This window comes from Verrucomicrobiota bacterium, from assembly GCA_034440155.1.
Taxonomy (GTDB): Bacteria; Verrucomicrobiota; Verrucomicrobiia; order JAWXBN01; family JAWXBN01; genus JAWXBN01.
The window spans coordinates 1-20,765 of sequence record JAWXBN010000128.1 but is presented as its reverse complement, the minus strand read 5'-3'; the positions used below and the strand labels follow the sequence as shown (position 1 = coordinate 20,765).

General features: G+C 49.0%; 20 protein-coding genes and 1 pseudogene. 6 read left to right on the top strand and 15 right to left on the bottom strand.

Annotation, left to right across the window (positions count from 1 at the left end; genetic code table 11):
• Window positions 1-137 precede the first annotated feature (137 nt).
• On the bottom strand, window positions 138-527 hold the full coding sequence (locus tag SGI98_12935; protein MDZ4744308.1) for a DUF2007 domain-containing protein: 390 nt from the start codon (window positions 525-527) through the stop codon (window positions 138-140).
• Window positions 528-600: 73 nt separating this feature from the next.
• Here SGI98_12935 and SGI98_12930 point away from each other — a divergent pair, with 73 nt between their 5' ends.
• A complete protein-coding gene (locus SGI98_12930; GenBank protein ID MDZ4744307.1) occupies window positions 601-1,119 on the top strand; it encodes a peroxiredoxin in 519 nt (172 codons plus the stop codon).
• Between the two features lie 52 nt (window positions 1,120-1,171).
• On the opposite strand, the gene SGI98_12925 is transcribed toward SGI98_12930, so the two are convergent.
• The 4 genes and pseudogenes from SGI98_12925 to SGI98_12910 form a co-directional block, all read right to left on the bottom strand.
• Window positions 1,172-1,531, bottom strand: a complete 360-nt coding sequence (locus SGI98_12925) for a PIN domain-containing protein (protein ID MDZ4744306.1) — start codon at window positions 1,529-1,531, stop codon at window positions 1,172-1,174.
• A 195-nt stretch (window positions 1,532-1,726) separates the two neighbouring features.
• The gene (locus SGI98_12920) at window positions 1,727-2,146 is read right to left on the bottom strand and encodes an excisionase family DNA-binding protein (GenBank protein MDZ4744305.1); all 420 of its coding nucleotides are present in this window, start codon (window positions 2,144-2,146) and stop codon (window positions 1,727-1,729) included.
• Between the two features lie 323 nt (window positions 2,147-2,469).
• Window positions 2,470-3,276, bottom strand: coding sequence for a hypothetical protein (locus tag SGI98_12915; protein MDZ4744304.1), 807 nt, complete (start codon window positions 3,274-3,276; stop codon window positions 2,470-2,472).
• A pseudogene (locus SGI98_12910) lies at window positions 3,272-3,693 on the bottom strand (helicase HerA-like domain-containing protein). The gene SGI98_12915 and the pseudogene SGI98_12910 overlap by 5 nt, the downstream one beginning before the upstream one ends.
• 244 nt (window positions 3,694-3,937) lie before the next feature.
• On the opposite strand from SGI98_12910, the gene bioB reads away from it, so the two are divergent.
• The 4 genes from bioB (at window position 3,938) to SGI98_12890 (ending at window position 6,719) form a co-directional block, all read left to right on the top strand.
• Window positions 3,938-4,918, top strand: coding sequence for a biotin synthase BioB (bioB, locus tag SGI98_12905; GenBank protein ID MDZ4744303.1), 981 nt, complete (start codon window positions 3,938-3,940; stop codon window positions 4,916-4,918).
• Window positions 4,919-5,027: 109 nt separating this feature from the next.
• Window positions 5,028-5,513 carry a hypothetical protein gene (locus SGI98_12900; protein MDZ4744302.1) on the top strand — a complete coding sequence of 162 codons (486 nt, stop codon included), beginning with the start codon at window positions 5,028-5,030 and terminating at the stop codon, window positions 5,511-5,513.
• Complete coding sequence (locus SGI98_12895) at window positions 5,506-5,697, top strand: hypothetical protein (GenBank protein ID MDZ4744301.1); 192 nt, start codon at window positions 5,506-5,508, stop codon at window positions 5,695-5,697. The genes SGI98_12900 and SGI98_12895 overlap by 8 nt, the downstream gene beginning before the upstream one ends.
• Window positions 5,698-5,783: 86 nt before the next feature.
• Window positions 5,784-6,719, top strand: coding sequence for a phytanoyl-CoA dioxygenase family protein (locus SGI98_12890; GenBank protein MDZ4744300.1), 936 nt, complete (start codon window positions 5,784-5,786; stop codon window positions 6,717-6,719).
• 797 nt (window positions 6,720-7,516) lie between these two features.
• On the opposite strand, the gene SGI98_12885 is transcribed toward SGI98_12890, so the two are convergent.
• From SGI98_12885 to SGI98_12845, 9 genes are all read right to left on the bottom strand, one after another.
• Window positions 7,517-7,951, bottom strand: coding sequence for a type II toxin-antitoxin system VapC family toxin (locus SGI98_12885; GenBank protein ID MDZ4744299.1), 435 nt, complete (start codon window positions 7,949-7,951; stop codon window positions 7,517-7,519).
• Complete coding sequence (locus tag SGI98_12880) at window positions 7,948-8,178, bottom strand: type II toxin-antitoxin system prevent-host-death family antitoxin (GenBank protein ID MDZ4744298.1); 231 nt, start codon at window positions 8,176-8,178, stop codon at window positions 7,948-7,950. The genes SGI98_12885 and SGI98_12880 overlap by 4 nt, the downstream gene beginning before the upstream one ends.
• A 363-nt stretch (window positions 8,179-8,541) precedes the next feature.
• Window positions 8,542-8,841: a type II toxin-antitoxin system RelE/ParE family toxin gene (locus SGI98_12875; GenBank protein MDZ4744297.1), complete on the bottom strand. Its 300-nt coding sequence runs from the start codon at window positions 8,839-8,841 to the stop codon at window positions 8,542-8,544.
• Window positions 8,841-9,071, bottom strand: a complete 231-nt coding sequence (locus SGI98_12870; protein MDZ4744296.1) for an addiction module protein — start codon at window positions 9,069-9,071, stop codon at window positions 8,841-8,843. Before SGI98_12870 ends, SGI98_12875 begins: the two co-directional genes overlap by 1 nt.
• Window positions 9,072-9,266: 195 nt before the next feature.
• Window positions 9,267-10,124: a histone deacetylase gene (locus SGI98_12865; protein MDZ4744295.1), complete on the bottom strand. Its 858-nt coding sequence runs from the start codon at window positions 10,122-10,124 to the stop codon at window positions 9,267-9,269.
• Window positions 10,125-10,131: 7 nt separating this feature from the next.
• On the bottom strand, window positions 10,132-11,136 hold the full coding sequence (locus tag SGI98_12860) for a 2-enoyl thioester reductase domain-containing protein (protein MDZ4744294.1): 1,005 nt from the start codon (window positions 11,134-11,136) through the stop codon (window positions 10,132-10,134).
• A 14-nt stretch (window positions 11,137-11,150) separates the two neighbouring features.
• Complete coding sequence (gene araD / locus SGI98_12855; GenBank protein MDZ4744293.1) at window positions 11,151-11,852, bottom strand: L-ribulose-5-phosphate 4-epimerase AraD; 702 nt, start codon at window positions 11,850-11,852, stop codon at window positions 11,151-11,153.
• 58 nt (window positions 11,853-11,910) lie between these two features.
• Window positions 11,911-13,428, bottom strand: coding sequence for an L-arabinose isomerase (araA, locus tag SGI98_12850; protein ID MDZ4744292.1), 1,518 nt, complete (start codon window positions 13,426-13,428; stop codon window positions 11,911-11,913).
• A 44-nt stretch (window positions 13,429-13,472) separates the two neighbouring features.
• Complete coding sequence (locus tag SGI98_12845; GenBank protein MDZ4744291.1) at window positions 13,473-15,155, bottom strand: ribulokinase; 1,683 nt, start codon at window positions 15,153-15,155, stop codon at window positions 13,473-13,475.
• Between the two features lie 409 nt (window positions 15,156-15,564).
• Here SGI98_12845 and SGI98_12840 point away from each other — a divergent pair, with 409 nt between their 5' ends.
• Window positions 15,565-19,662, top strand: coding sequence for a right-handed parallel beta-helix repeat-containing protein (locus SGI98_12840; protein ID MDZ4744290.1), 4,098 nt, complete (start codon window positions 15,565-15,567; stop codon window positions 19,660-19,662).
• On the opposite strand, the gene SGI98_12835 is transcribed toward SGI98_12840, so the two are convergent.
• Window positions 19,640-20,695, bottom strand: a complete 1,056-nt coding sequence (locus tag SGI98_12835; protein MDZ4744289.1) for a GntR family transcriptional regulator — start codon at window positions 20,693-20,695, stop codon at window positions 19,640-19,642. The genes SGI98_12840 and SGI98_12835 overlap by 23 nt on opposite strands.
• Window positions 20,696-20,765 lie beyond the last annotated feature (70 nt).

Here is a 20,765-nt window from a genome sequence, read left to right as displayed (position 1 = left end):
ATAGAGCCGTCATCGTTTGATGACGGCTTTTTTACTGAATCAGAGGGTGTCATGTGGTATGGGTACTCATAGGAAAACAAATGTCGATATCGCTGATGAGCTGGTGAAACCCTCTCGGAAAGTTGTTACCCGTGTCATCATTTCCATTTGTGCCCGCAAGCAGTACATTCGTATTTTTTGCGGCTGAATGGCAAGGGAATATTGAGGATGGCGATAATCGCGGCGAGGGCTTTCCTCTTGAGTGTGGCATTAATGACATGATCACTGTCACATGTAGGACAGGTGAAACCTCTGAGGTAAGGGGAATCGTTTTCTTTGGAGATTTTCAGAATTTCCCGTGATTCGTCGAGGCAATCCTCAGGGACCATCAGGCGCACCCCTTGGTAAGCTGTAATCCAGACCCAGCTATTTTGCAGGGTGTATTCATCGGGAATAAAAGCCTCTATCCCTGCGGAATCAAGCATGGCCCGGGCCATGAATGCATCGTCGAGCGAATTGAATTGAGTGAGGAGCACCATGTCATTCATAAAGGAAAGAACCTTTCTTTTGGATGGCGAAAAAATGAAAATCAGGTTAAAATGACACTAGTTATTCTTACTGATGAATACAATATTTCAAAAAGGATTTATCGCAATGGGATTATTGAGCTTTTTTCTGGGGGGACATTTGCACGGGACGGAACTCAAGGTCGGGGACCCAGCTCCTATTCTGGATTCACTCGATCAGGATGGTAATACAGTGGATCTCGGCGAGGTATATGCAAAAGGCTTGACCCTAGTTTATTTTTATCCAAAAGCCGACACTCCAGGCTGCACGGCTCAAGCTTGTAGTTTGAGGGACGGATTTGAGATTCTAAGTCAAAAAGGGGTCGCCGTCATCGGAGTCAGTGCGGACACAGTGGAGGCTCAAAAGGGTTTTCAAGAAAAATATAAGCTTCCCTTTACCCTCCTAGCAGACAAGGAAGGAAAGGTCATCGATGCCTTTGGCGTACCCACATTATTAGGGATCCCCGCCCGCCAAGCCTTCCTCATCCAAGACGGCAAAATCATCTGGCTCGACCGCAAAGCCTCCACGAAAAAACAGGCGCAGGATGTGCTGGAAGTCCTCAAGACACTTTGAATTTAAAATGAAGTTCTCGTGACCGTGTTCAATGCGAGAGTTTAAGATGTCATCAATCTGCACCCAAATCATCGAGGACTTTTGATGAGAAGAGAGGTAAAGATTTTCCTCGATGAAGGAGAATGTCCTCGATTTTAGTCTTTTTCCTTCCAGCAATCCCCCCTAGACATCCCATTATGTGTTTGGGGTCCATTTCATATAAAATCAGAAGGTAGTCTTGGGGGTGGCAGACATCAATTAACCAAGGGGACGTGGATTCCTTGGAAAAATATTTCACATTAAACGTAAGGATCAGGGGGCACTGTCCCTTGATCGCGGCGGCGAGCACATGCCTGTCTTTGGGATCATTTGTGAGTACTGACTGTAAAGTTTGATATCCTTTGACTTCGCCTTCAGGAAAGGCGATTCGCACTTTTTCCTAAAAAAGTATCCGCCAGTGATTTGGGCCATTTGAGTTTTTCCACATGGGTGCGCCGGACTTCATCCATAATGTTTACAGACCAACAGGGTAGAAGCATTCGAGGCTTTTCTCCCAGCCACAATAAAAGATCACAAACCCCGAAGTTTACGAATACACAAGAGTCAATGAGGACACGGTAGTCAGCTCTCACTGGTCTCCTGTGTGGTCGGTATGGTAGAGGCCGGCCTTTTCCACCTCCTCGGCAAGTTCGTCCAGAGTTTTGCGCCGGGTCTGATCTCTCCGTTTTTCGAAGGCGAGAAGATCGGCAAAAGTGACCCTGCGATGGGTGCCCACTCGGTGATGGGGAATCTCAGCCTTTTCAATGAGATCAACTAGATGTTGTCGGGATACGCCTAAATAATTTGCGGCAGCCTGTGTCGTGAAAGCTTCTTCCTCCGGCACCATCACAATGGCTTTTTTTTCCGACATCAGCCGCACGATCCGAGCAAAATGCTCGAAGAGCGCTTCAGGCAGATGAATCTGATTCCCCTGCGAATCGATCAATGCAACATGCCCTTGTTTGGCGAATAATTTGGCCAGTTCAGCAATTTGCTCCTCTGGGATCATTGAGGGATCCAACCGATTTTTCCTTGTTGTCAGCATTCTTTTAACCTACAGGACACCGAGTCAAAATCAGAACTTCCCGCGGGGCTTCAATCACTTACAGGAGAGTAGCTTGCCACTCAAAAGGTTCATTAGGGAGCGGTGGCTTATTCATTGTAGTGCAGCACTTGCAAATAGTTCGGAATTTTCATTTTCCTTTTTTAGGATCATGGAAAGGTCCAGAGAACCCTGTTCAAGTGGTGCGAGAGGGGATGAGACAAGTCTTCAGTTGGTAGATTTTAAAAAAAATGGGTTTATCGAAAAACAGGACGGTCAGGGTGTGGACTTCAGCTTGGTGAGCCGGTCGGCGGCCTCTTTGAGGGGAGACGGTCGCTAGTAAATTTTAAGGTTTCGATGTAATACTTGATGGCCTCTTCTTTTTGGCCCATTTTCTCCATTTGATCGGCGACGAGGAAATTCCTTGCGGCGGAGAGTTCCCCATTGACCACATCCGAGCTGGTCGTGCCGTAGAATTGTCCGTTACGGATGAGCTCGAGCACCTTGGCCATACCGGGCCAGTTTTTCTCTTTGGCAAATTGCGCGAGCAAATTGTTCAGTGTGCTCTCAGGGGAACCGTCATTGGTCACTTCGATTTTTATGCTGAGGATTTTGGCGGCATACTGCGTTTGCATATTTAGGGCCAATGTACTGATGGCGTTTCGCCATTGGTGCTGGCCGCCGGGTTGTCCCATGCGGTTATAGGCTTCCACAGGACCGCGCGTTTTATTAATCATTTCGATGGCTTGTAAGTGGCGTGAATCATTGAGGAGCCCGTAGTATTCATTCCGGGTTTGGCTGGAGTCATTATTGGCGATTACCTGGATTTTATCGATTGTTTCAGAAAGATTGGCGACAGTGAGGGACGCGAGGAGTTTATCCGTTTCAGTCGTATCGTTTTTATTCTCTTTCATTTTGGAGGTAATCCAGCTTTGAGGAACTAACCGGGCGCGGGCATTTGTATACATAAAGTTACGGAGTTCATTCTTTGCTGGTTCACGGTTACCGACGTCGATCTGGGCGAGGTAATTCTGGTATTGGGTCAATGCAGCGGCCGCTTGGTCGAGCTGCTGGAATTGCCTATTGAGTTTAGGCATTCTCAGCAGCGTATTGGAGCATCACACGCAGGTCTTTGATGTCGAGGAGCAGGAGACCTTGGTCATCAGTCGCCCGGAAAATAATTTGCAGTAGCCCCGATTGTGTTTCATTTAGGTCGAGTATCCGCGGCAGTAAGAGAGGACCCATTTCGTAGATCGTGACACGAACCGGATGCCCTTTAATTCCCGTCCACATCCCAGAAGATGGTGGGACTGGCTTCCCCGATCTGTCCAGCAGCATCGAGCTTCAGAGACTCGAGGCGTTGGGCCATTTTTGGGGAGAGTTCCCCGGCCGTAGCTCACCTGGATAAATCACCTTTCACATCAGCAAGGAAAACAGGAACCCCAATCCGGCTGAATTCCTCCGCCAGAACCCGTCCCTGTCGCCCCACCAATCAGGCCATGGCGGTTTACCATAGACGGTAGCAGTCCGATTGTTTTTCCCTGATGAATCCCGACAGGCAAGCAGCTAGTTTCCATGCCCGTCAGGTTAATTCGGCCTCATCCTCATTTCCAGATAATTATTCTAGCCGTGAGGTGAAAAGTAATCTGATTTTGAGTAAAACAACGTTCAAAGATTTATTTTCTCTCTTTTATAGGCTAAGGATAATAAGTTGCCTTGACGATTGTTAACCAGATCGTGTTAGTATGTTAACAATCTATGAAACGTACTGTCACCCTCCCCGAGATCCGTTCTGTTTATCATCTGCCCCTTTTTGAGCTGATCGAAAAAGCGAGGAAAGTTTATAAGGAAAACTGGCATGCGACCGAGGTCCAGCTTTGCACATTACTTTCGATTAAAACCGGGGGATGCTCCGAAGATTGCGGGTATTGCGCCCAGAGTGCCAAAAATAACACGGGCCTGAAAGCCGAGAGACTCTTGCCGGTCGAAGAAGTCCTCGAAAAAGCCACCCTCGCAAAACAAAATGGGTCCACCCGTTTTTGTATGGGTGCGGCCTGGAAGGGAATCCGTGAGGATGATCCCCGTTTTGACGAGATTTTGGAGATGGTGCAAGGGGTGACAGGAATGGGGCTCGAAGCCTGTGTGACGCTGGGGTCCCTGACTGCGGGTGGAGCCCGCCGGTTAAAAGCCGCCGGACTCGATGCCTATAACCACAATATCGATACCAGCCCTGAATATTATGATAAGATCGTCACGAGCCACACTTTCCAAGATCGGCTCAATACGATTAAACATGTCCAAGAAGCCGGTATTTCCGTGTGTTGCGGGGGTATTATCGGCCTCGGTGAATCCGAGGATCACCGCCTGCAAATGCTCCAGGTGCTGACCACTTTTGAGCCCCAGCCTGAGAGTATCCCGATCAATGCGCTAGTCGCCGTCGAGGGTACCCCGCTGGAAAAGCAACAACCGGTCAACTCCTTTGAACTCATCCGGCTGATCGCGACCACCCGCATTTTTTTCCCACACGCAAAGGTGCGCTTGTCCGCGGGACGCACGAGCCTGTCGAAGGAAGCCCAGGCCATGGCGTTTTATTCGGGAGCGAATTCGATTTTTTACGGGGACAAATTACTCACCACACCAAATCCCGATGCCGACGAAGATCTGAAACTCCTCCGCGAACTCGACCTCCTGCCCGAGGCCCCGACCCCCGTGGCCGCCGAGCCACTTGCACCGGTGTAAGACAGGGATTTTCGAAGATTTTTTTCACATTCCAAGTAACCTATCAGTAATCAGGACAAATATAACATTGGTTGATGATTTGAAGGAATCTTGCTAAAGTCGTCTGATGATGGATATTGACCACATATTCAAAAGCCTTACTGAGGGGAAGGTCGACTATATCCTGATTGGAGGGGTTAATTTCCTGCTCAACCATGAGCCGATCCTGACTTATGATGTCGATATTTGGTTTCGGAACACAGCCGAAAATAAGGAGCGTTTGAATAACGTTTTAGCCGGGCTTGGAGCTAAATGGGGTGAGTCGGCCGAAACATTCAGGCCAATCCCGGAATCTCCGGAGTGGCTAGATCGACAAGTGATGTTTTGTGTGACAACTGATGCCGGGAGCTTAGATATTTTCCGCGAGGTCAAGGGGCTAGAAGGTTGTTATGAAGAGTGTTTTATTCGTTCTTCTGAAAAAAGGACTAATACAGGAATTTCCTACCGGAGTCTCTCAGATGGGGATATGCTGGCATGCCAGATGGCACTCGACCCCCGTGATCAGAAACTCGACCGTATCAAGGTATTAAAACTGGCATTAAAAATGGATGAGTAATCTCATGGATACATTGAAGGAAAAAGAAGAACTAAAAAGGAAGCAGTCTATCGGCAGCCTTGAAGAGTGGCGCAATATCCAGCAGGCCATCAACTGGGCTCTGGCCAATATGCGTCCCGAATGCCGCAAGGACCCTTTTGCCCACGAGAAAAAGATCAATGCCTCATTCCGTCAGGGACAGTGACAAACGTTAAGGCCACTTACTTTCAAAATAACTAACCCACTATACGATAAACCATAGAGAATCCCTATTAACCAAAAGGTCAACCTATGATGACGCAACCCTTACACATCTTATCTGCTGAACAAATGAACCAATGGGAAAAAGATGGATTTATCCATTTAAAAGGTCTCATTGAACCGGCTTGCATTGCGGCCATGAATCACATGATGGAAGAGATCGTTGATGAGATCATTCAAAAGTACATGGTTGAAGGAGTGATCACTGATGACCGCAAAGATCTTCCGTATGAAAAGCGATTAACGATTCTCAACATGAAAGCCATTGAGTTTGGCCGCAGTTTTCGTGCGGTGATTTCGCGTAAAGGGTTGTATCAGTTAAATAACGACCCAAGTTTGGTCAAAGCCTTACGAGATGTGATGGGCGATGAGATTTGTGGTGTACCTGCTTACAACGCGCGGCCTAACTTACCTCATAACAAAGTGATGACCGTACCTTGGCATCAGGATTTAGGGTATTACGGTGCCGCCGCTCAACAATGTAACCTCATCACGTGCTGGTTGCCTTTGGTTTCAGTGACCGAAGACATGGGGGCCATGCAAGTGATTCGGGGATCACATAAATGGGATTTTATTCCTCATTTTCAAGGTAAGAACGAAGGTGGATTTTTAGAAACTGAGGAATTGAAAAATTCTGAAGAGGACGTGATCACCTTCGTAATGGAGCCCGGAGACGTTTTGATGTTTAATTCATTTATGATGCATCGGTCAGTGCCCAATGTATCGGACAAGATTCGTTGGTCGGTTGACCTGCGATTTGCAGTCCCGGGTGAATATCTGGGCAAAGATGGGAATCTGATCTTCCATACCAAGAATGAAAAAGGGGAATGGGTGTCTCGCGAAGATTATTGGATAATAACCAGTCAAAACAAACCTGTGACGACGGAGGAAGATTGGCTCACGTGGGTTCAGGCTTGGTACGGAGATCAAATCCACCCGACCCCAAACAAGAAAATTTCTGGTTAGTTCCATTCACTAGGTCTAAATCGCTGCAAGGAAAAACTGAAAGATGCACTAAAGACTAAGTAGAGATGCCTCGACCTATGTCCACAAAGAAGCCTAAGGCCCCCTATGCCTCACCGCCCTCCCGCATCCATTGTCTGCGATACGACCTCACGTTCGCATCGTCGGACAAGAGGTGGATCAGGCTATGCAGCGATACAAGTAACAAAGGTAAAACAAGAAGGTGGAATCCCATGGATACATTGAAGGAAAAGGAAGAGATCAAAAGATAACAGTCTATCGGGAGTGGAGAAGAGTGGCGCAATATCTAGCAGGGCATCAACTGGGCTCTGGCCAATATGAGTCCCGAATGCCGCAAGGACCCTTTTGCCCACAAGTAAAAGATCAATGCCTCATTCCGCCAATATCAATGAGGGGCAGGAACTTCGGAGGAGCGATTTGCTCAAGCCCCGGAGGCCATGAGTAAAGTGTGGGAGATCGTTCACTCCATGGTTATTTCCGTATTTTTGCGACTATCCATTCTGGATCGCGTCGTCAATCGATCACGGCTCAAATGGTCAGAGTATCATCTTCTATCGTGTGGAAAAATGCGACTGAGAAGACGATAAAATCACTCAATGTGCTGGTGAATACCAGTCGAATGCGAGGCGGTCCCAATCTGACATTCACAGACAAGTCCGGTCATCCCGGCGCAATTTGCTGGAGGGACGTACTTCTGCACGTCCGTCGAAAAAGCCGCCTCAAGCTTTTCTGGAATCGCCGCGCAATTTGCCACGTGGTATTGGGGGAAAAGATTCTTTTCAAGGGATCACATTTTTCCCCGCGAGATTAAAAAGTGGAGCGGCGGTGAGTAGGTGTTTGTCATTGGAGTAAATCTCGGGGAAACCTTGCTCGCTGGCACAAGTGAGATGGATAGCATCAAAAGAGCGGAGGAATTGATCACTGGGAAGATGGGAAAAATGGTTACATGCCATTTTTGCAAGGGTATTGGTCATGGGGAACCATGTCCAAACTCCGTTTTTTTCGTCTGATTCAAAAAGTTTTACGACTTTTTTGTGCTCGGCTGTCGTGATTCTTTTTTCCCGCAGATGGCGATGGAGTCCGGAGAAGAATTCTATCCGTCCTAAAATGCAGGATGCCAGACCTGACGTGTTTTGAGCAAGCTCCAAGACATCGGGTGAGCCGGGCTCAGCCAAGTAACACTTTATTATGTAGCTCGTATCGAAATAAATCATCGGGCGTCCCGTTCATCAGAGACCAGAGGCGTTGAGTCGATTTTGACTTTGGGCAAATCGCTCAGCTTCCGTTTGGGCATTTTTGCGCCAATCAATTCAAAGGATTGAAGGGGTTTGAGGACGGCGATGGCTTGACCGCGTTGGGTAATTATGAGGGGTTCCTCCAAAGCCTGGCGGACATACTCCCCCGTTTTCATGTGGAGCTCCCGGATGGTGATTGTCTTCATGTGCTCAATGCGACACATTTTGAGGTCTCAGTCAAAAATACAAATTGCTCAAGCGGGAAAAGTGAACCGCCAAAGAAAAACAGTGCTCTGTGTGAAGTTGACGGAGGAATCCTGTAGGCTGATTGTGTAGGGCAAGCGGCCCTGCTTGCCGTAGAGTTCGATATTCAAGGAAATGTCCAACAATACGGCGCAAATTGTTTTAATTAATGGCTCGTTTTTGGTCTTATAACACCGCCTTTCTCGCGGTAACACATATTTCAGAAACTCGGTGCTTCGATCTTATAGCCTGCTTTCAGCCAGGAGAGAAACCAATCCGCCGTCTTTAAGACGGTGGTTGTCGCATCTCGAAACGCAGGCTGAACTCTACGACTTTGAATCTCCGGTGATCCAGTAGTTTGGTTTTCGCGAACTATGTGCAATCGCTAAGACCCATAGAGTATCATTTCGTAATACGTAGGGAATATAGTAGGGGAAAATGCGGAGATTAATGCGACGATAGCCCCCGGAGCGCATCCTGTATAATTTATGATGTTCGGACAGCCACAGGACATAACGGGTGACTTCATCTTTGAAGCGGTAACCCAGTCCGGTATGAGCATCTTCGTAATAGGAAATCGCGTCGAGAAACTCATCCCTTGCCAGCGGGACAAAGTTGATATCCATCAATTAAGACGCTTGTCGGCTTCGCTCATGACATCGTTGTAGGGAATTCCCGTCACAGAGCCGTTATCGATAGCCTTGATTCGAGCTTCGATCTCGTGCTCCCAGGCATCATCGACTCCCAGATCACCGCTCGACTGATCGATTTCCAGCAGAAAACCAGCAAGTGCGACTCTCTGGCGAGGGGGAAGCTGGAGAGCTTCACGGGTGAGTTCTTCAATGCTCGTTTTCATGCCTGTAGTATGACATCATAACGATTTACCGTCAACGCGGCTTTTTTGCCTATTTGGATTGTCGTAAAGTCTGGGTAGTCTTGGACAAGCCCCGTCGATCCCGGACGCAATTTGCTGCGGTAAATTCTAAAACTGTGTATTGAGCAGAACTTAGAACATAGAACCCCGCACGTAGCACTTCGCACGCTGCTTGGGTCAGCTCCATTCACTCAGGAAGGCGTCCATGATGAGAGGGAGGTCGCGGCTGTAACCGCCTTCCAGTATAGCCGCGGTAGGGCAGGCGGCGTTTTTGGCCCACATCCCGAGCTTGGCAAAGTCTTCCATTTCGAGGGTCATCTCGGTGATCGGGTCGCCCGAGTAGGCGTCGAAACCGGCAGAGATCAGGATCAGGCCGGGGTTAAAATCCAGTACCTTTTCCCAAGCGAGCCGGAGCTGGTGGAGGTGTTCTTTCCTCGGAGTCATCGGATGCACAGGCCAATTGGAGCAATTTGCGCGGGAGGTGGTTCCTGTGCCGGGGAATCCGGGATACTGGTGGACGGAGCAGAACCGGATATTGGGGTGGTTGAGGACGATGTCCTCGGTGCCATTGCCGTGGTGAGCGTCGAAGTCATAGATCGCCACGCGTCCTACGCCCATCTCGACGGCTTCGAGTGCGGCGATAGCGATGGAGTTCAAATAACAAAAACCCATAGCCTGGGTCCGGGTGGCGTGGTGGCCGGGAGGGCGCATGAGTGAAAATGTTTTCTGGCCTTTAAGGGCGCGATGTGTCGCGTCGAGGGCGGCCCCGACGGCATTACGTGCGATGCCGGTGATTTCTGGGTAAGCGGGTGTGTCGCCGTCGAAGTCATCTAGCGGGTGGTCGATATCCATGAGGAATTGCGGGCTGTGTGCGCGCAAAATGCTCCGGTCCCCGGCAGCCTGTGGTTTTACCCAGTCCCAGTCGGGATGTGTTTTCAGGAGATGGGCGGCGGATTCACGGACCCGGAAAGGGGCCTCGGGATGCCCTATTTTCTGATAGGAAGCACAGGCGGGATCATGGATGAGGGTGATCATTTGGGGCTTACTCGGAGAAACGGAAAAGGATTTTCCCTTTGCGTCCGGAGGTTTGGGCCTGTGAGAGGGCTTTCTTATATTCTTCCGGTGGGTAAATGGATTCGATAAATGTATCGAGGACACCTGATTTGAAGAGGCCTGCGATTTTTTCTTCTACAGCGGTTTGCTGGTCGCGCGGGGTGAGTTTCTTCCATTGGGTCAGCCAGAAACCGCGGAGTTCAAGATTTTTAAAAATCAGGAAACCATTAGGCACTTTCAGGGATTGTTTCGACATGGCCCCGTATGTGACCATCGCTGCGGAATTCCCGAGGGCACTGCAGACACGCAGGGCGCTGTCACCCCCGACGGCATTCAGACCGAGTTTAATCGTGGCTTTGCCGGTGAGTGCGGTAATTTGCTCGTCGGAGCCATCCTGATCCTCGACGACGACATCTGCCCCGAGGGCTTTGAGTGAATCGGCCACTTCGAGATTACGAACGAGGTTGACCGTGTGTAAGCCGAGGTGTTTGGCGATTTGAATGACATATTTGCCGACGGCGGAAGTGGCGGCATTTTGGATGACCCATTGGCCGGGGTCGAGCTTACGGAAAAAAGTCAAAAGACACCATGCCGTCAGGGGATTCACTGAAAAGACTGCGGCTTGCTCGGGCGAGAGTCCCCCGGGGAAAATCTCGATCTGGTCGGGGCGCACGGTTAAAAAACGGCGCCAGCCACCGACCCCGGCATGGAGGCGGACAAATTGTCCGGGTTGATAATGTTTCCGGGCATTCTCTCCGGCCACACAGATGCGCCCGACTCCTTCGAGCCCCGCGATCGCTGGGAGGACAGGTTTGAGCCCGTATTTCCCTTCGATATAATTAATATCACTGGGATTAATCGGACAAAGGATCATTTCAATCGTGATCTCATCCGGGCCAGCGACGGGCACGGGGATATCTCTGAGGGTAATGACTGCTGAGGGATCGCCGAATTGGTCGAATCCTAGTGCATTGGTGCTGGATGGGTGTGACATAAATATATATTTTCCTAACGATCTCCTTGGCCGTAGTAAGCACTGGGGCCGTGTTTACGTTTAAAATGTTTACTCAGGAGGTCCGGGGGGATATTCTTAATGTCAGGGGAGAGCTGGAGGGCTTTTATGGCCATCTCGGCGCAGATTTCCAGGGCGAAGGCATTTTCTACAGCTTTTTTACCGTGGGGTCCCCAGACAAATGGGGCATGGTGCCGGACGAGGACAGCGGACATGTCCCCGTGGTCGATATCTTTGAAACGTTCGACAATGACATTGCCGGTTTCGAGCTCATACCCGCGGGCGATCTCGTCGGCGGTCAGTGCCCGGGTGACGGGGATCTCACCATAAAAATAATCCGCGTGGGTGGTGCCAAAACAGGGGATGGGTTTCCCTGCTTGGGCAAAGGCGGTGGCGTTGCGCGAATGGGTATGGACGACCGCACCGATTCCCTTAAAAGCCTGGTAAAGGCGCAGGTGTGTAGGAGTATCGGAGGACGGGCGCAATTTGCCTTCGACAGTTTTACCTTCAAAATCCAGGACGACCATGTCTGTCGGCATCATCTGACGGTAATCAACACCGCTGGGTTTAATGGCGAAAACCCCTTTGTCCGTATCAGCGACACTGACATTACCGAAAGTCAGGTCGATGAGTTTAAATTCCGGTAAGAGCAAATTGCTCTCGAAACAGGCTTCTTTGAGTGAATCGTATGCGCTCATGGTATTTTTCTTTCTTTTTGAGGGGCCCGTTAATGGGGCACGGGCCTTATTTTAATGATCAGGCTTTGAACCCCGATGACAAGGTGTAATAGACCTCGTTATTACGGAGTTGCGCCTCGAATTCACGCAGGCGAGTGTCCTCGTCGATGACGACGAGTTCGATCCCGGCGATCTTGGCAAAGTCTTCCATGTGCTCGGTGGTGACCGAGTAGCTAAATCCGGTATGGTGGGCACCCCCGGCATAGATCCAGGCGGCACATGCGATCTTAAAGTCAGGTAGGCAATGCCACACGGCACGGGCGACAGGGAGTTTAGGTAGTTTTTTCGGGGGTTTAATGACTTTGACTTCATTGACGATTAAACGGAAACGGTTGCCGAGATCGATGAGTGATGCGTTGATTGCGCGTCCTGCGGGCACGTCGAAAACGAGGCGGACGGGATCTTCCTTGCCACCGATGCCCAGGGGATGGATTTCGAGGCTAGGTTTTCCGGAGGCGATGGATTCACAAATCTCGAGCATGTGTGCGCCTAGGACGAGGTGACCTTTCGGATCGAGATGGTAAGTGTAATCCTCCATAAATGACGTCCCGCCCTTGAGGTCGGCAGCCATGACTTTCATCGTGCGCAGGAGGGCGCAGGTTTTCCAGTCGCCTTCCGCGCCGAAGCCGTAACCGTCGGCCATGAGGCGTTGGACAGCTAGACCGGGTAATTGTTTGAGCCCGTGCAAATCCTCGAAAGTCGTGGTGAATCCTTTAAAGCCGCCTTCTTCCAGAAAAGCGCGTAGTCCGAGCTCGATGCGGGCCCCGTCACGGAGGGAAGAGTGGCGCGCTTGGCCTTTTTTTAAGGGTTTGGCGACATTGTATGTGGCCTCGTATTCCTTGCAAAGCGTGGTAATTTGCGTGTCGGAGACGGCATTGACATATTTAACGAGGTCGCCGATGCCGTACCCGTTGACGGAGTAACCGAACTTTGCTTCAGCGGCGACTTTGTCACCTTCTGTCACGGCGACTTGGCGCATGTTATCACCGAACCGGGCGATCTTCATCCCTTGTGAATCGGTCCAGGCCCGGGTCACACGCATCCAGGCCGCGATCCGGTCTTGGGTTTCGGTGTCGCTCCAATGTCCGACGACGACCTTGCGGTTCAAGCGCAGGCGTGTGTGGATGAATCCGGCTTCACGGTCACCGTGGGCGGATTGGTTAAGATTCATGAAGTCCATATTGATCGTGCCCCAAGGCAGGTCGCGGTTGAACTGGGTATGGAGGTGCAGGAAAGGTTTACGCAGGGTGGAGAGCCCCGAGATCCACATTTTCGAGGGGGAGAATGTGTGCATCCACAGGATGAGCCCCGCGCAATTTGCATTATGGTTAGCATCCTGGCAGAGGGAACGGATTTCCTCGGGGGTTTTCAGGACGGGTTTAAAAACAATTTGCTCCGGAATGCGGTTAGACTGGTTCAGGGCGGCGACGATTTTTTGGGAGTTCAGCGCGACTTGCTTGAGGGTTTCAGGCCCGTAGAGGTGTTGGCTTCCTGTGACGAACCAGATTTCGATGGGTTGAGTAGTGGTTTTTGACATAACGATGATATTTTTTTGAGTGAGGGGTTTAAAGAGTCGGGGGTTTAATCTTTAGATTGGCGTTGTTTGATATTGATGAGTTGTTTCATAAAAAGGGAGAGGTCATCCCCTTTGGTGACTCCGCCGAAATTGTCATGGAGTCTCATGTAGAGGAAGTACAGTTCATTATAGATATCCACGTTTTCTGCGATGGGTTTATAAGTAACATCCTTGAGTCCGGTCATTTTTGCCATGGCCGCGGGGAAGTCCGCGTAACCCCCTTTGGCAGAACCCGCGGCGACGGCAGCGGCCACGGCGCTGCCGAGGGCGCAGGTCTGGGGCGAACGCGATACTTTCATTTCGTAACCGGTGGCATCCGCATAAATCTGCATGAGCACCGCGTTTTTCTCGGCGATCCCGCCGCAACAAACCACGTCGGTGACCGGAACCCCGTACTCCTTAAAGCGCTCAAGGATCGCGCGGGCGCCGAAGGCCGTGGCCTCGACGAGGGCGCGGTAGATTTCGGCTTGGGAACTGTGCAGGGTTTGTCCGATTAAAAGTCCGGTGAGACGTTGGTCGACCAAGACAGTGCGGTTTCCGTTATTCCAATCAAGGGCGAGCAGGCCGGATTGTCCGGGTTTAAGCGCGGCCATTTCTTTTGTGAGCTCGCCGTGGAGGGAGTCTTGGCCCTTACAGACGACCTCGACAAACCATTTGAAAATATCGCCGACGGCGGATTGGCCGGCCTCAAGTCCGTAGAATCCGGGGAGGATGGAGCCATTCACGATCCCGCAGATACCGGGGATATCGGCGACTTTTTTGGTATTACTGACGACACCACAGTCGCAGGTGGATGTCCCCATGGCTTTGACGACGACACCTTCCTTGATGCCCACGCCGATACAACCCAGATGGACATCAAAAGCGCCGATGGCGATGACGATGCCTTCGGGTAACCCGAGTTTGACAGCCCATTCTTTCGTGAGAAGTCCCGCTGATTCATTCAGGTCATAGGCCTTGTCGTAGAGGCGGTCGCGCAATCTGCCCAGCTCGGGGCTGAGCATATTCAGGAATTCCTTGTCAGGCAGCCCATTCCATTCATCACAATACAGGGCTTTGTGTCCGGCGGCGCAGATCCCGCGTTTGATATTGGCGGGATTTTTCACCCCGGACAATACCGCCGGGATATAGTCGGAGAGCTCCACCCAGCTATAGGCCGCATGGAAAACTTTTGGGTCGACATTGAGGCAGTGCCAGATTTTTGCCCAGAACCATTCGGACGAATAGGTATTGCCGCATTTGGCGACATATTGGGGGCGCTGCTCGAGGGCTAGATCGGTGATTTTACCGGCCTCCTCCACGCTGGTGTGGTCTTTCCAGAGCCAGCACATGGCGTTGGGATTATTCTTGTGGTGAGGGTGGATGGCCAAGGGCACGCAATTTGCATCGACGGGAATCGGGCTCGATCCTGTGGTGTCCACGCCGATACCGATTACATTTTCCGGGGCAAATTGCGCATCATTTTGTGCGGCGAGCTTTAGGGCCTCACGCACGCTCGTCTCGAGACCAGCAAGGTAATCCGCAGGATGTTGCCGGGCGAGATTGTGGTCTTTGGGGTCGATGATGACACCTTGGTGGCCGTGGGGGTAATTAAAAACGTAAGTTCCGACTTCTTTGCCGTTATTAGTATCCACGACGAGTGCGCGGACTGAGTTTGTTCCGTAATCAACGCCGATCGTATATGCCATATTTACCTTTTTTGATGTGCTTTATTTTAGCGGTAAAAAGCGCCCACTCACTTGAATGCTTTTATGATGTAAAGGGAAATTAAAGGTTTTACTGGAGACAAGGGCAAGTCAAACCCACCTGATTCTTTCAGAATAAAGGCGAATCGTGTATAGACAATATGCTCTCTCCGTCAGAAATCAGTCACAAGCTCCTGAATCTCGTTTTTAAAGTCATGCCTATGCCTGCTGGAAGGGGGGTAATGTCTTTTTAAGTAAAGACATTATTGGGATAGGAGGTGGACATCGGTCGTGGCTTAGGTGTAAGTAAGGGAATTAAGAGTCTGGATGGTCTTTTCCTAACTACCAAAGCATCCATTGATAAAACGATAATTGCTCCCATGGATTCATGAGGGCAAGGGGTATCAATGCGATGAAAAATTATATATATACAGTCAGTTTGTTTTTAATGCTCATGGGTTATACGGAGGTGTCAGCCCGTGACTGGTATTTTGTCGAATCCGGCGGGGTGGATATATTTTCCGGTCCCGAGGCGTCAGTGGGCACGATCAGCAATCCCCTGACAGCCAGCCAAGCTAACCTTGACCAGTTTTTTGCTTTCAACTACGGCGGGAGCCGGAATCCTGATCCCGGTGACCAAGTTTATTTCCGTGCGGGCACCTATACAAATAGTATTTTTTTGGCACTTGCGAACTCTGGGGCTGCGGGGAACCCAGTGACCATCTCCTCTTACACGGGTGAGAATGCTGTTTTCGATCTCGGATACACGGGGACAACCGTAAATAATGCTGCTTCAGGCATCGGAATATTTGCCAATAACTACACGGTTCAAAACCTCGAAATAAAAAATTCGCAGGGTTCAGGTATCACTATCTCCAGTCAGGGCGGGGGCGGGAATAATATCAATATTTTGGATAACAAGATTAACAATATTACTGGCACGGGGATAGCGATCTATGGTGGGCCGGGCAATGCGCCATTTGCTACGGTGCCCACTAATATACTGATTCAGGGAAATGAAGTGCATGACACTGTGAGGATGAATAGTAACCATGACACATCAGGCTGGAATAATGCAATCGGTTCGGGTGGGAATAATGTCACGATCCGGCAGAACTCGGTATATAATAACTGGGGAGAAGGAATTATCGCCGGTGGGTCAAATAACGTGGTCGAGGAGAATATTGTGCGTGATAATTTCAGTGCAAATATCTATCTTGACGGGGCGGTCAATAGCACGGTGCAGAGGAATCTTACCATTAATTCTGGAAATACGAATTTCTACTGGACGGCATCGACCCCGACCCCCGGGGTGCTCGGACCGGCGACGGGAATCGCGCTGGCCGATGAGAATGGGGGAAGCTCTTTGCAACTCAATAATAACCTGATCACCGACAATTTTGTCATCGGTGGAAAAAGCGGGTTTTATTATGGGGATTTCCTCCAAGGGGGGGGCTTTGATAACTCCCGTCTGATCAATAATACTTTCTACTCGACGGATACGGATATGAATACCGTATCTGGCTTGATCCATTTTGATTTAGCAGGAGGGCACACCCACGATAATTCATTAGGAACAAATAATATTTTTTTCTTGGATGGCCCGGGGGGCACACTGGTCAGTGTCGCCGGGGGTACTAATGGGCTGTCCTTTAGCCAAAATTACTGGAGCCCGTCAAATACCGGACTCCTATCCGGAAGCGGGGATATGGCTTTAACTATATCAAATGCGACTACAATCCGCGGTTATGTGAATGCCCTGACAAATTCCTCCTCTTTTTCCACCTTGTTAAATGGCGGGCTGGGGGCTAGCACTGATCCTTCGATCTTTGGGGGAGCCCGTTTTAATTTTCTCAGTGGTATCCAGTCTATTCCCGAACCATCCGAGATTTTACTCATCCTCGTAGGAGGGTTAATGGTTTATTTGAAATTAACTAAATGGAATACCTTACTGCCGAGTCGTCGCCGGAGATCCATATTATTGAGAGTTTATCCTATTGTTATACGGAAAAATGCATTTCTAAATGTAATATTGATTACTCTCATAACAGGCGTCATGGTCGATGCACAGGTCATTAGCGATACACTTCCCTATACAAACATCGCATCAACATCTTCGAATTCTGTGACATGGTCCAATATTAAAATCGGCGGGGGCGGGTATGTGACAGGCGTACAGGTGCATCCTGATGATTCAAATATTGTTTATATGAAAACCGACGTTGGTGGTTTGTATCGGTGGAATGCCGCCGACACATCATGGACACCGATCACTGACAGGTTTACATACAAAGATAAGGACTTGTATGGGATAGAGGGTATGGCGATTGACCCGAACAATAAAGACTTTCTTTATTTTACGGCCGGAGTCAGTCATTACAGCACAAATAATGCATTATTTTTCTCACCGGATCGCGGAAATACACTGGAAAGAATCAATTTCCCAACGGCCCCCAATCTCACTTTTGTTTATACAAACGGACAGACTTATGGGGGTGTCGGGGGAAATGATCAGTATCGATGGGCGGGTGAAAGACTCATGGTTGACCCAAACAATTCTAATTATCTTTTTTATGCGACTCACCGTGATGGATTACTCAGATATGACCGTTCGACTTTAACTTGGGCAGAGATGGGGGGCGGATTATTGACGAATGCCTACACATCTGTTTTTGCCGATCATGCGGGGATTACTGCATTTCATATTGATAAAAGCTCAGGGACGGCGGCAGGGTCCATGACGATGTATGCAGGACTTTATGGGGCAAACAGTAATCAGGGCGGGATTTTTCAATCAACGAATGGCGGATCCAGTTGGCAAGAAATCAGTACTGGGCTCCAGCCGTTTAAACCCCTGTCTTTTGCCCAGGCTGGTGATTCATTGATTGTCGGGACTGATAATGACGGTTTGTGGAAGTGGAATACCAATACGGGAGTGTGGCAACAATATGGGGTAGATATTGGGGCAGCAAATAATGTCCTGAAAATCACCAATGCGACCACAGGCCAATTCAGAATGGAAAACTTCACGACAGCAGGGGACATCTCAGGCATTTCCGTGGATCAATCAAATCCTAATACGATGGTGATTAGTAAATATGATCCAGATCGGAATTCTTCACGGATCTATCGTACGGTTGATGGTGGTACAAACTGGGAACGTCTTGACGAGTTTGGTCCCGTCGATGTGATTGGCCGTCCGGGTTGGGATACGGCGTCCAGACGATTTACAGCAGGGGCCTCTGACATCCTGATAGATCCCAATAATCCTAATACCGTCTGGTTTACCGAATATGCAGGTATTTATAGAAGTACAGATATCAACAAGGCCAATGATGGAAACACCATGACCAGGCCCGTGTTCGAAGCTTTGCGCGACAATCATGAGGAGATCGTCGTCAGTGATTTAATCAAAGCTCCAGGTAAAGCATTGATTTTAACCGCTGCTGACATGGATGGTGTCAGGATCGTGGACCCCACTCTTGCGCCCGCCACGCAGCTGGGAGGGGCATCCTTGATTCAAAACTCCTATCAGGTCGATTTTTTCAAAGGAAATAGTGATGTTTTGTATCGCGGAGCCCATGGATATATTGGCACAGGGAGTAATGAAAGAGGGGTGGTGCTTAAATCTACAAATGGAGGTCTTAATTGGTCAGATATTTCGTCATCTTGGACTAATCACGCAGGGCAATACGCGGTTGCACGAAAAATCGCAATATCTGCTACGGACTCAAATCGTGTTGTCGCAATAGACAGCACTGGAAAGTTTTCATTTACAGTAGATGGCGGTGCGTCATGGTCCTATTCCACTGTGACGAATACCTTTGGGACTCCCATAATAATCAGTAATGGAAAGTTTGATACAAGTAAACCGCTCGTGGCGGATGGGGTGGATGAGGATTTCTTCTATGCGATAAGGCCGCGAGAGGGTATTGCGCCTGCACAAATATACCGGTCCACAAATGGTGGGGTGAGCTTCTCCTATATTCAAGACCATCCACGGTACATTAGTAGTGCCGACAGTTTCGGCTTAGTGACACAACTGGGTATGCAAGGCGAGTTTTGGGCCTACAGTTCGGGGGATCCTCTCTATCGATATTATGACTTTGGGGTGAATCGAGATACCATCAGCACGGTCACAAGTTCGATTTTATTCAGTTTTGGTGCAGCTAAACCAGGAAATAGTAATTATTCCATGTATCTATTTGGAAAAATAACAGGGTTTTCTGATATGGATCGCATGTGGCGATCGGATGATATGGGACTGACATGGTTATCGATGACCGACACTGTCTTTCCTCTAGGGTTTTCTCCCAATGTGCTTTATGGCGACTGGGATGAATACGGCAAAATTTATGTGGGCTCTTCCGGACGCGGTGCTTGGCTGGGGACTTTGGAGTCTGTGCCCGAGCCGTCAGTATGGGCGCAAATTGCGTGGGGGCTCAGCACATTGATTACCGTATTATACATCCGATCAAAGGCCGGGCTTAAGAAAAAGACTTTGGTTTGATCAGTAGTTTTTTCGGAATGTCCTCGCCGAGCCTTTTTTTCTCGAGGAGGGGAATGCATGTGGTGAAAATATTCCGGAGATCAAACCCGATTTTGATTACGGGATAAGATGTTTTATAGTTGGACGGGTAATTAAAATGGCTGATAATCAATGGAGCCTCGTGGCCACGCTCTTTCATGGATTGTAATTCATCACAGACCGGCTTCAGGAGATTGTCATCGAGGATAATCACAGCGTCCGGACGCACACTCTCGTGCATTTGGGTGATGATTCGAATAACGTTCTTTGTGTTTTGTTCATCCCCGCAAGGAAGAGAAAAAGAGTGGCTGGGTGAGTGGGGGATATTTTTTTGTTTGAGGACGTCCATGATTGATGACGACGAATTGTTTTCTGGGACGCACAGGAAGAAGGGGCGGCGGATATTCTTGATGATCATCTTTTCCGCGATTAATTCATAGAGTGCCTTAAAGTCAAACCAGACCAGGATGTCGAAAAAACCGTCCAAATCACATGAGGTGAAACACGCTTTTGGGTGAATTTTATTTTTCACAAATACGGAATTATGGAACAAATGGGGATGGTCACAAAATATATATCCAGCAAATTTCATTTTTTGAGTAACTTCATCCAAAAGTAAAAGATTATTATCTGACATCCCGATCTTACTTAGGTGAAAGGGAGTTAATCGACTCTGGAGATCGTCTTCGATCTCACTCGCGGCAAGGATGAGTGATCGGGTGAAAGATGATTGTTCCCATGAGTCCCTCATAGAGACAAGGGCGTAGTTTTTTTCAAAGGGTAAAGAATCAGGAACAAGACTCCCCCCTTTTTTTGAGGTTTTGATCCAACCGTCGGAAACGAGTTCCTTTATTGCTTTATTCAGGGTGTCTCGACTGACCTTATAAAGGGTGGCCAACTCATTTTGAGTCGGTATCTTATCACCGGATTTTAATTCGCCGGTATAAATGCGTTTTTTTAATTCATAGGTAATTAGTTCTATTTTACCTATTTTCAGCACAAATATAGATTTCAAGGTAATTCAGATTATTGTCAATGATTATATAATTTAGCGACATCAAACTTGATAAATAACTGTAATTAAT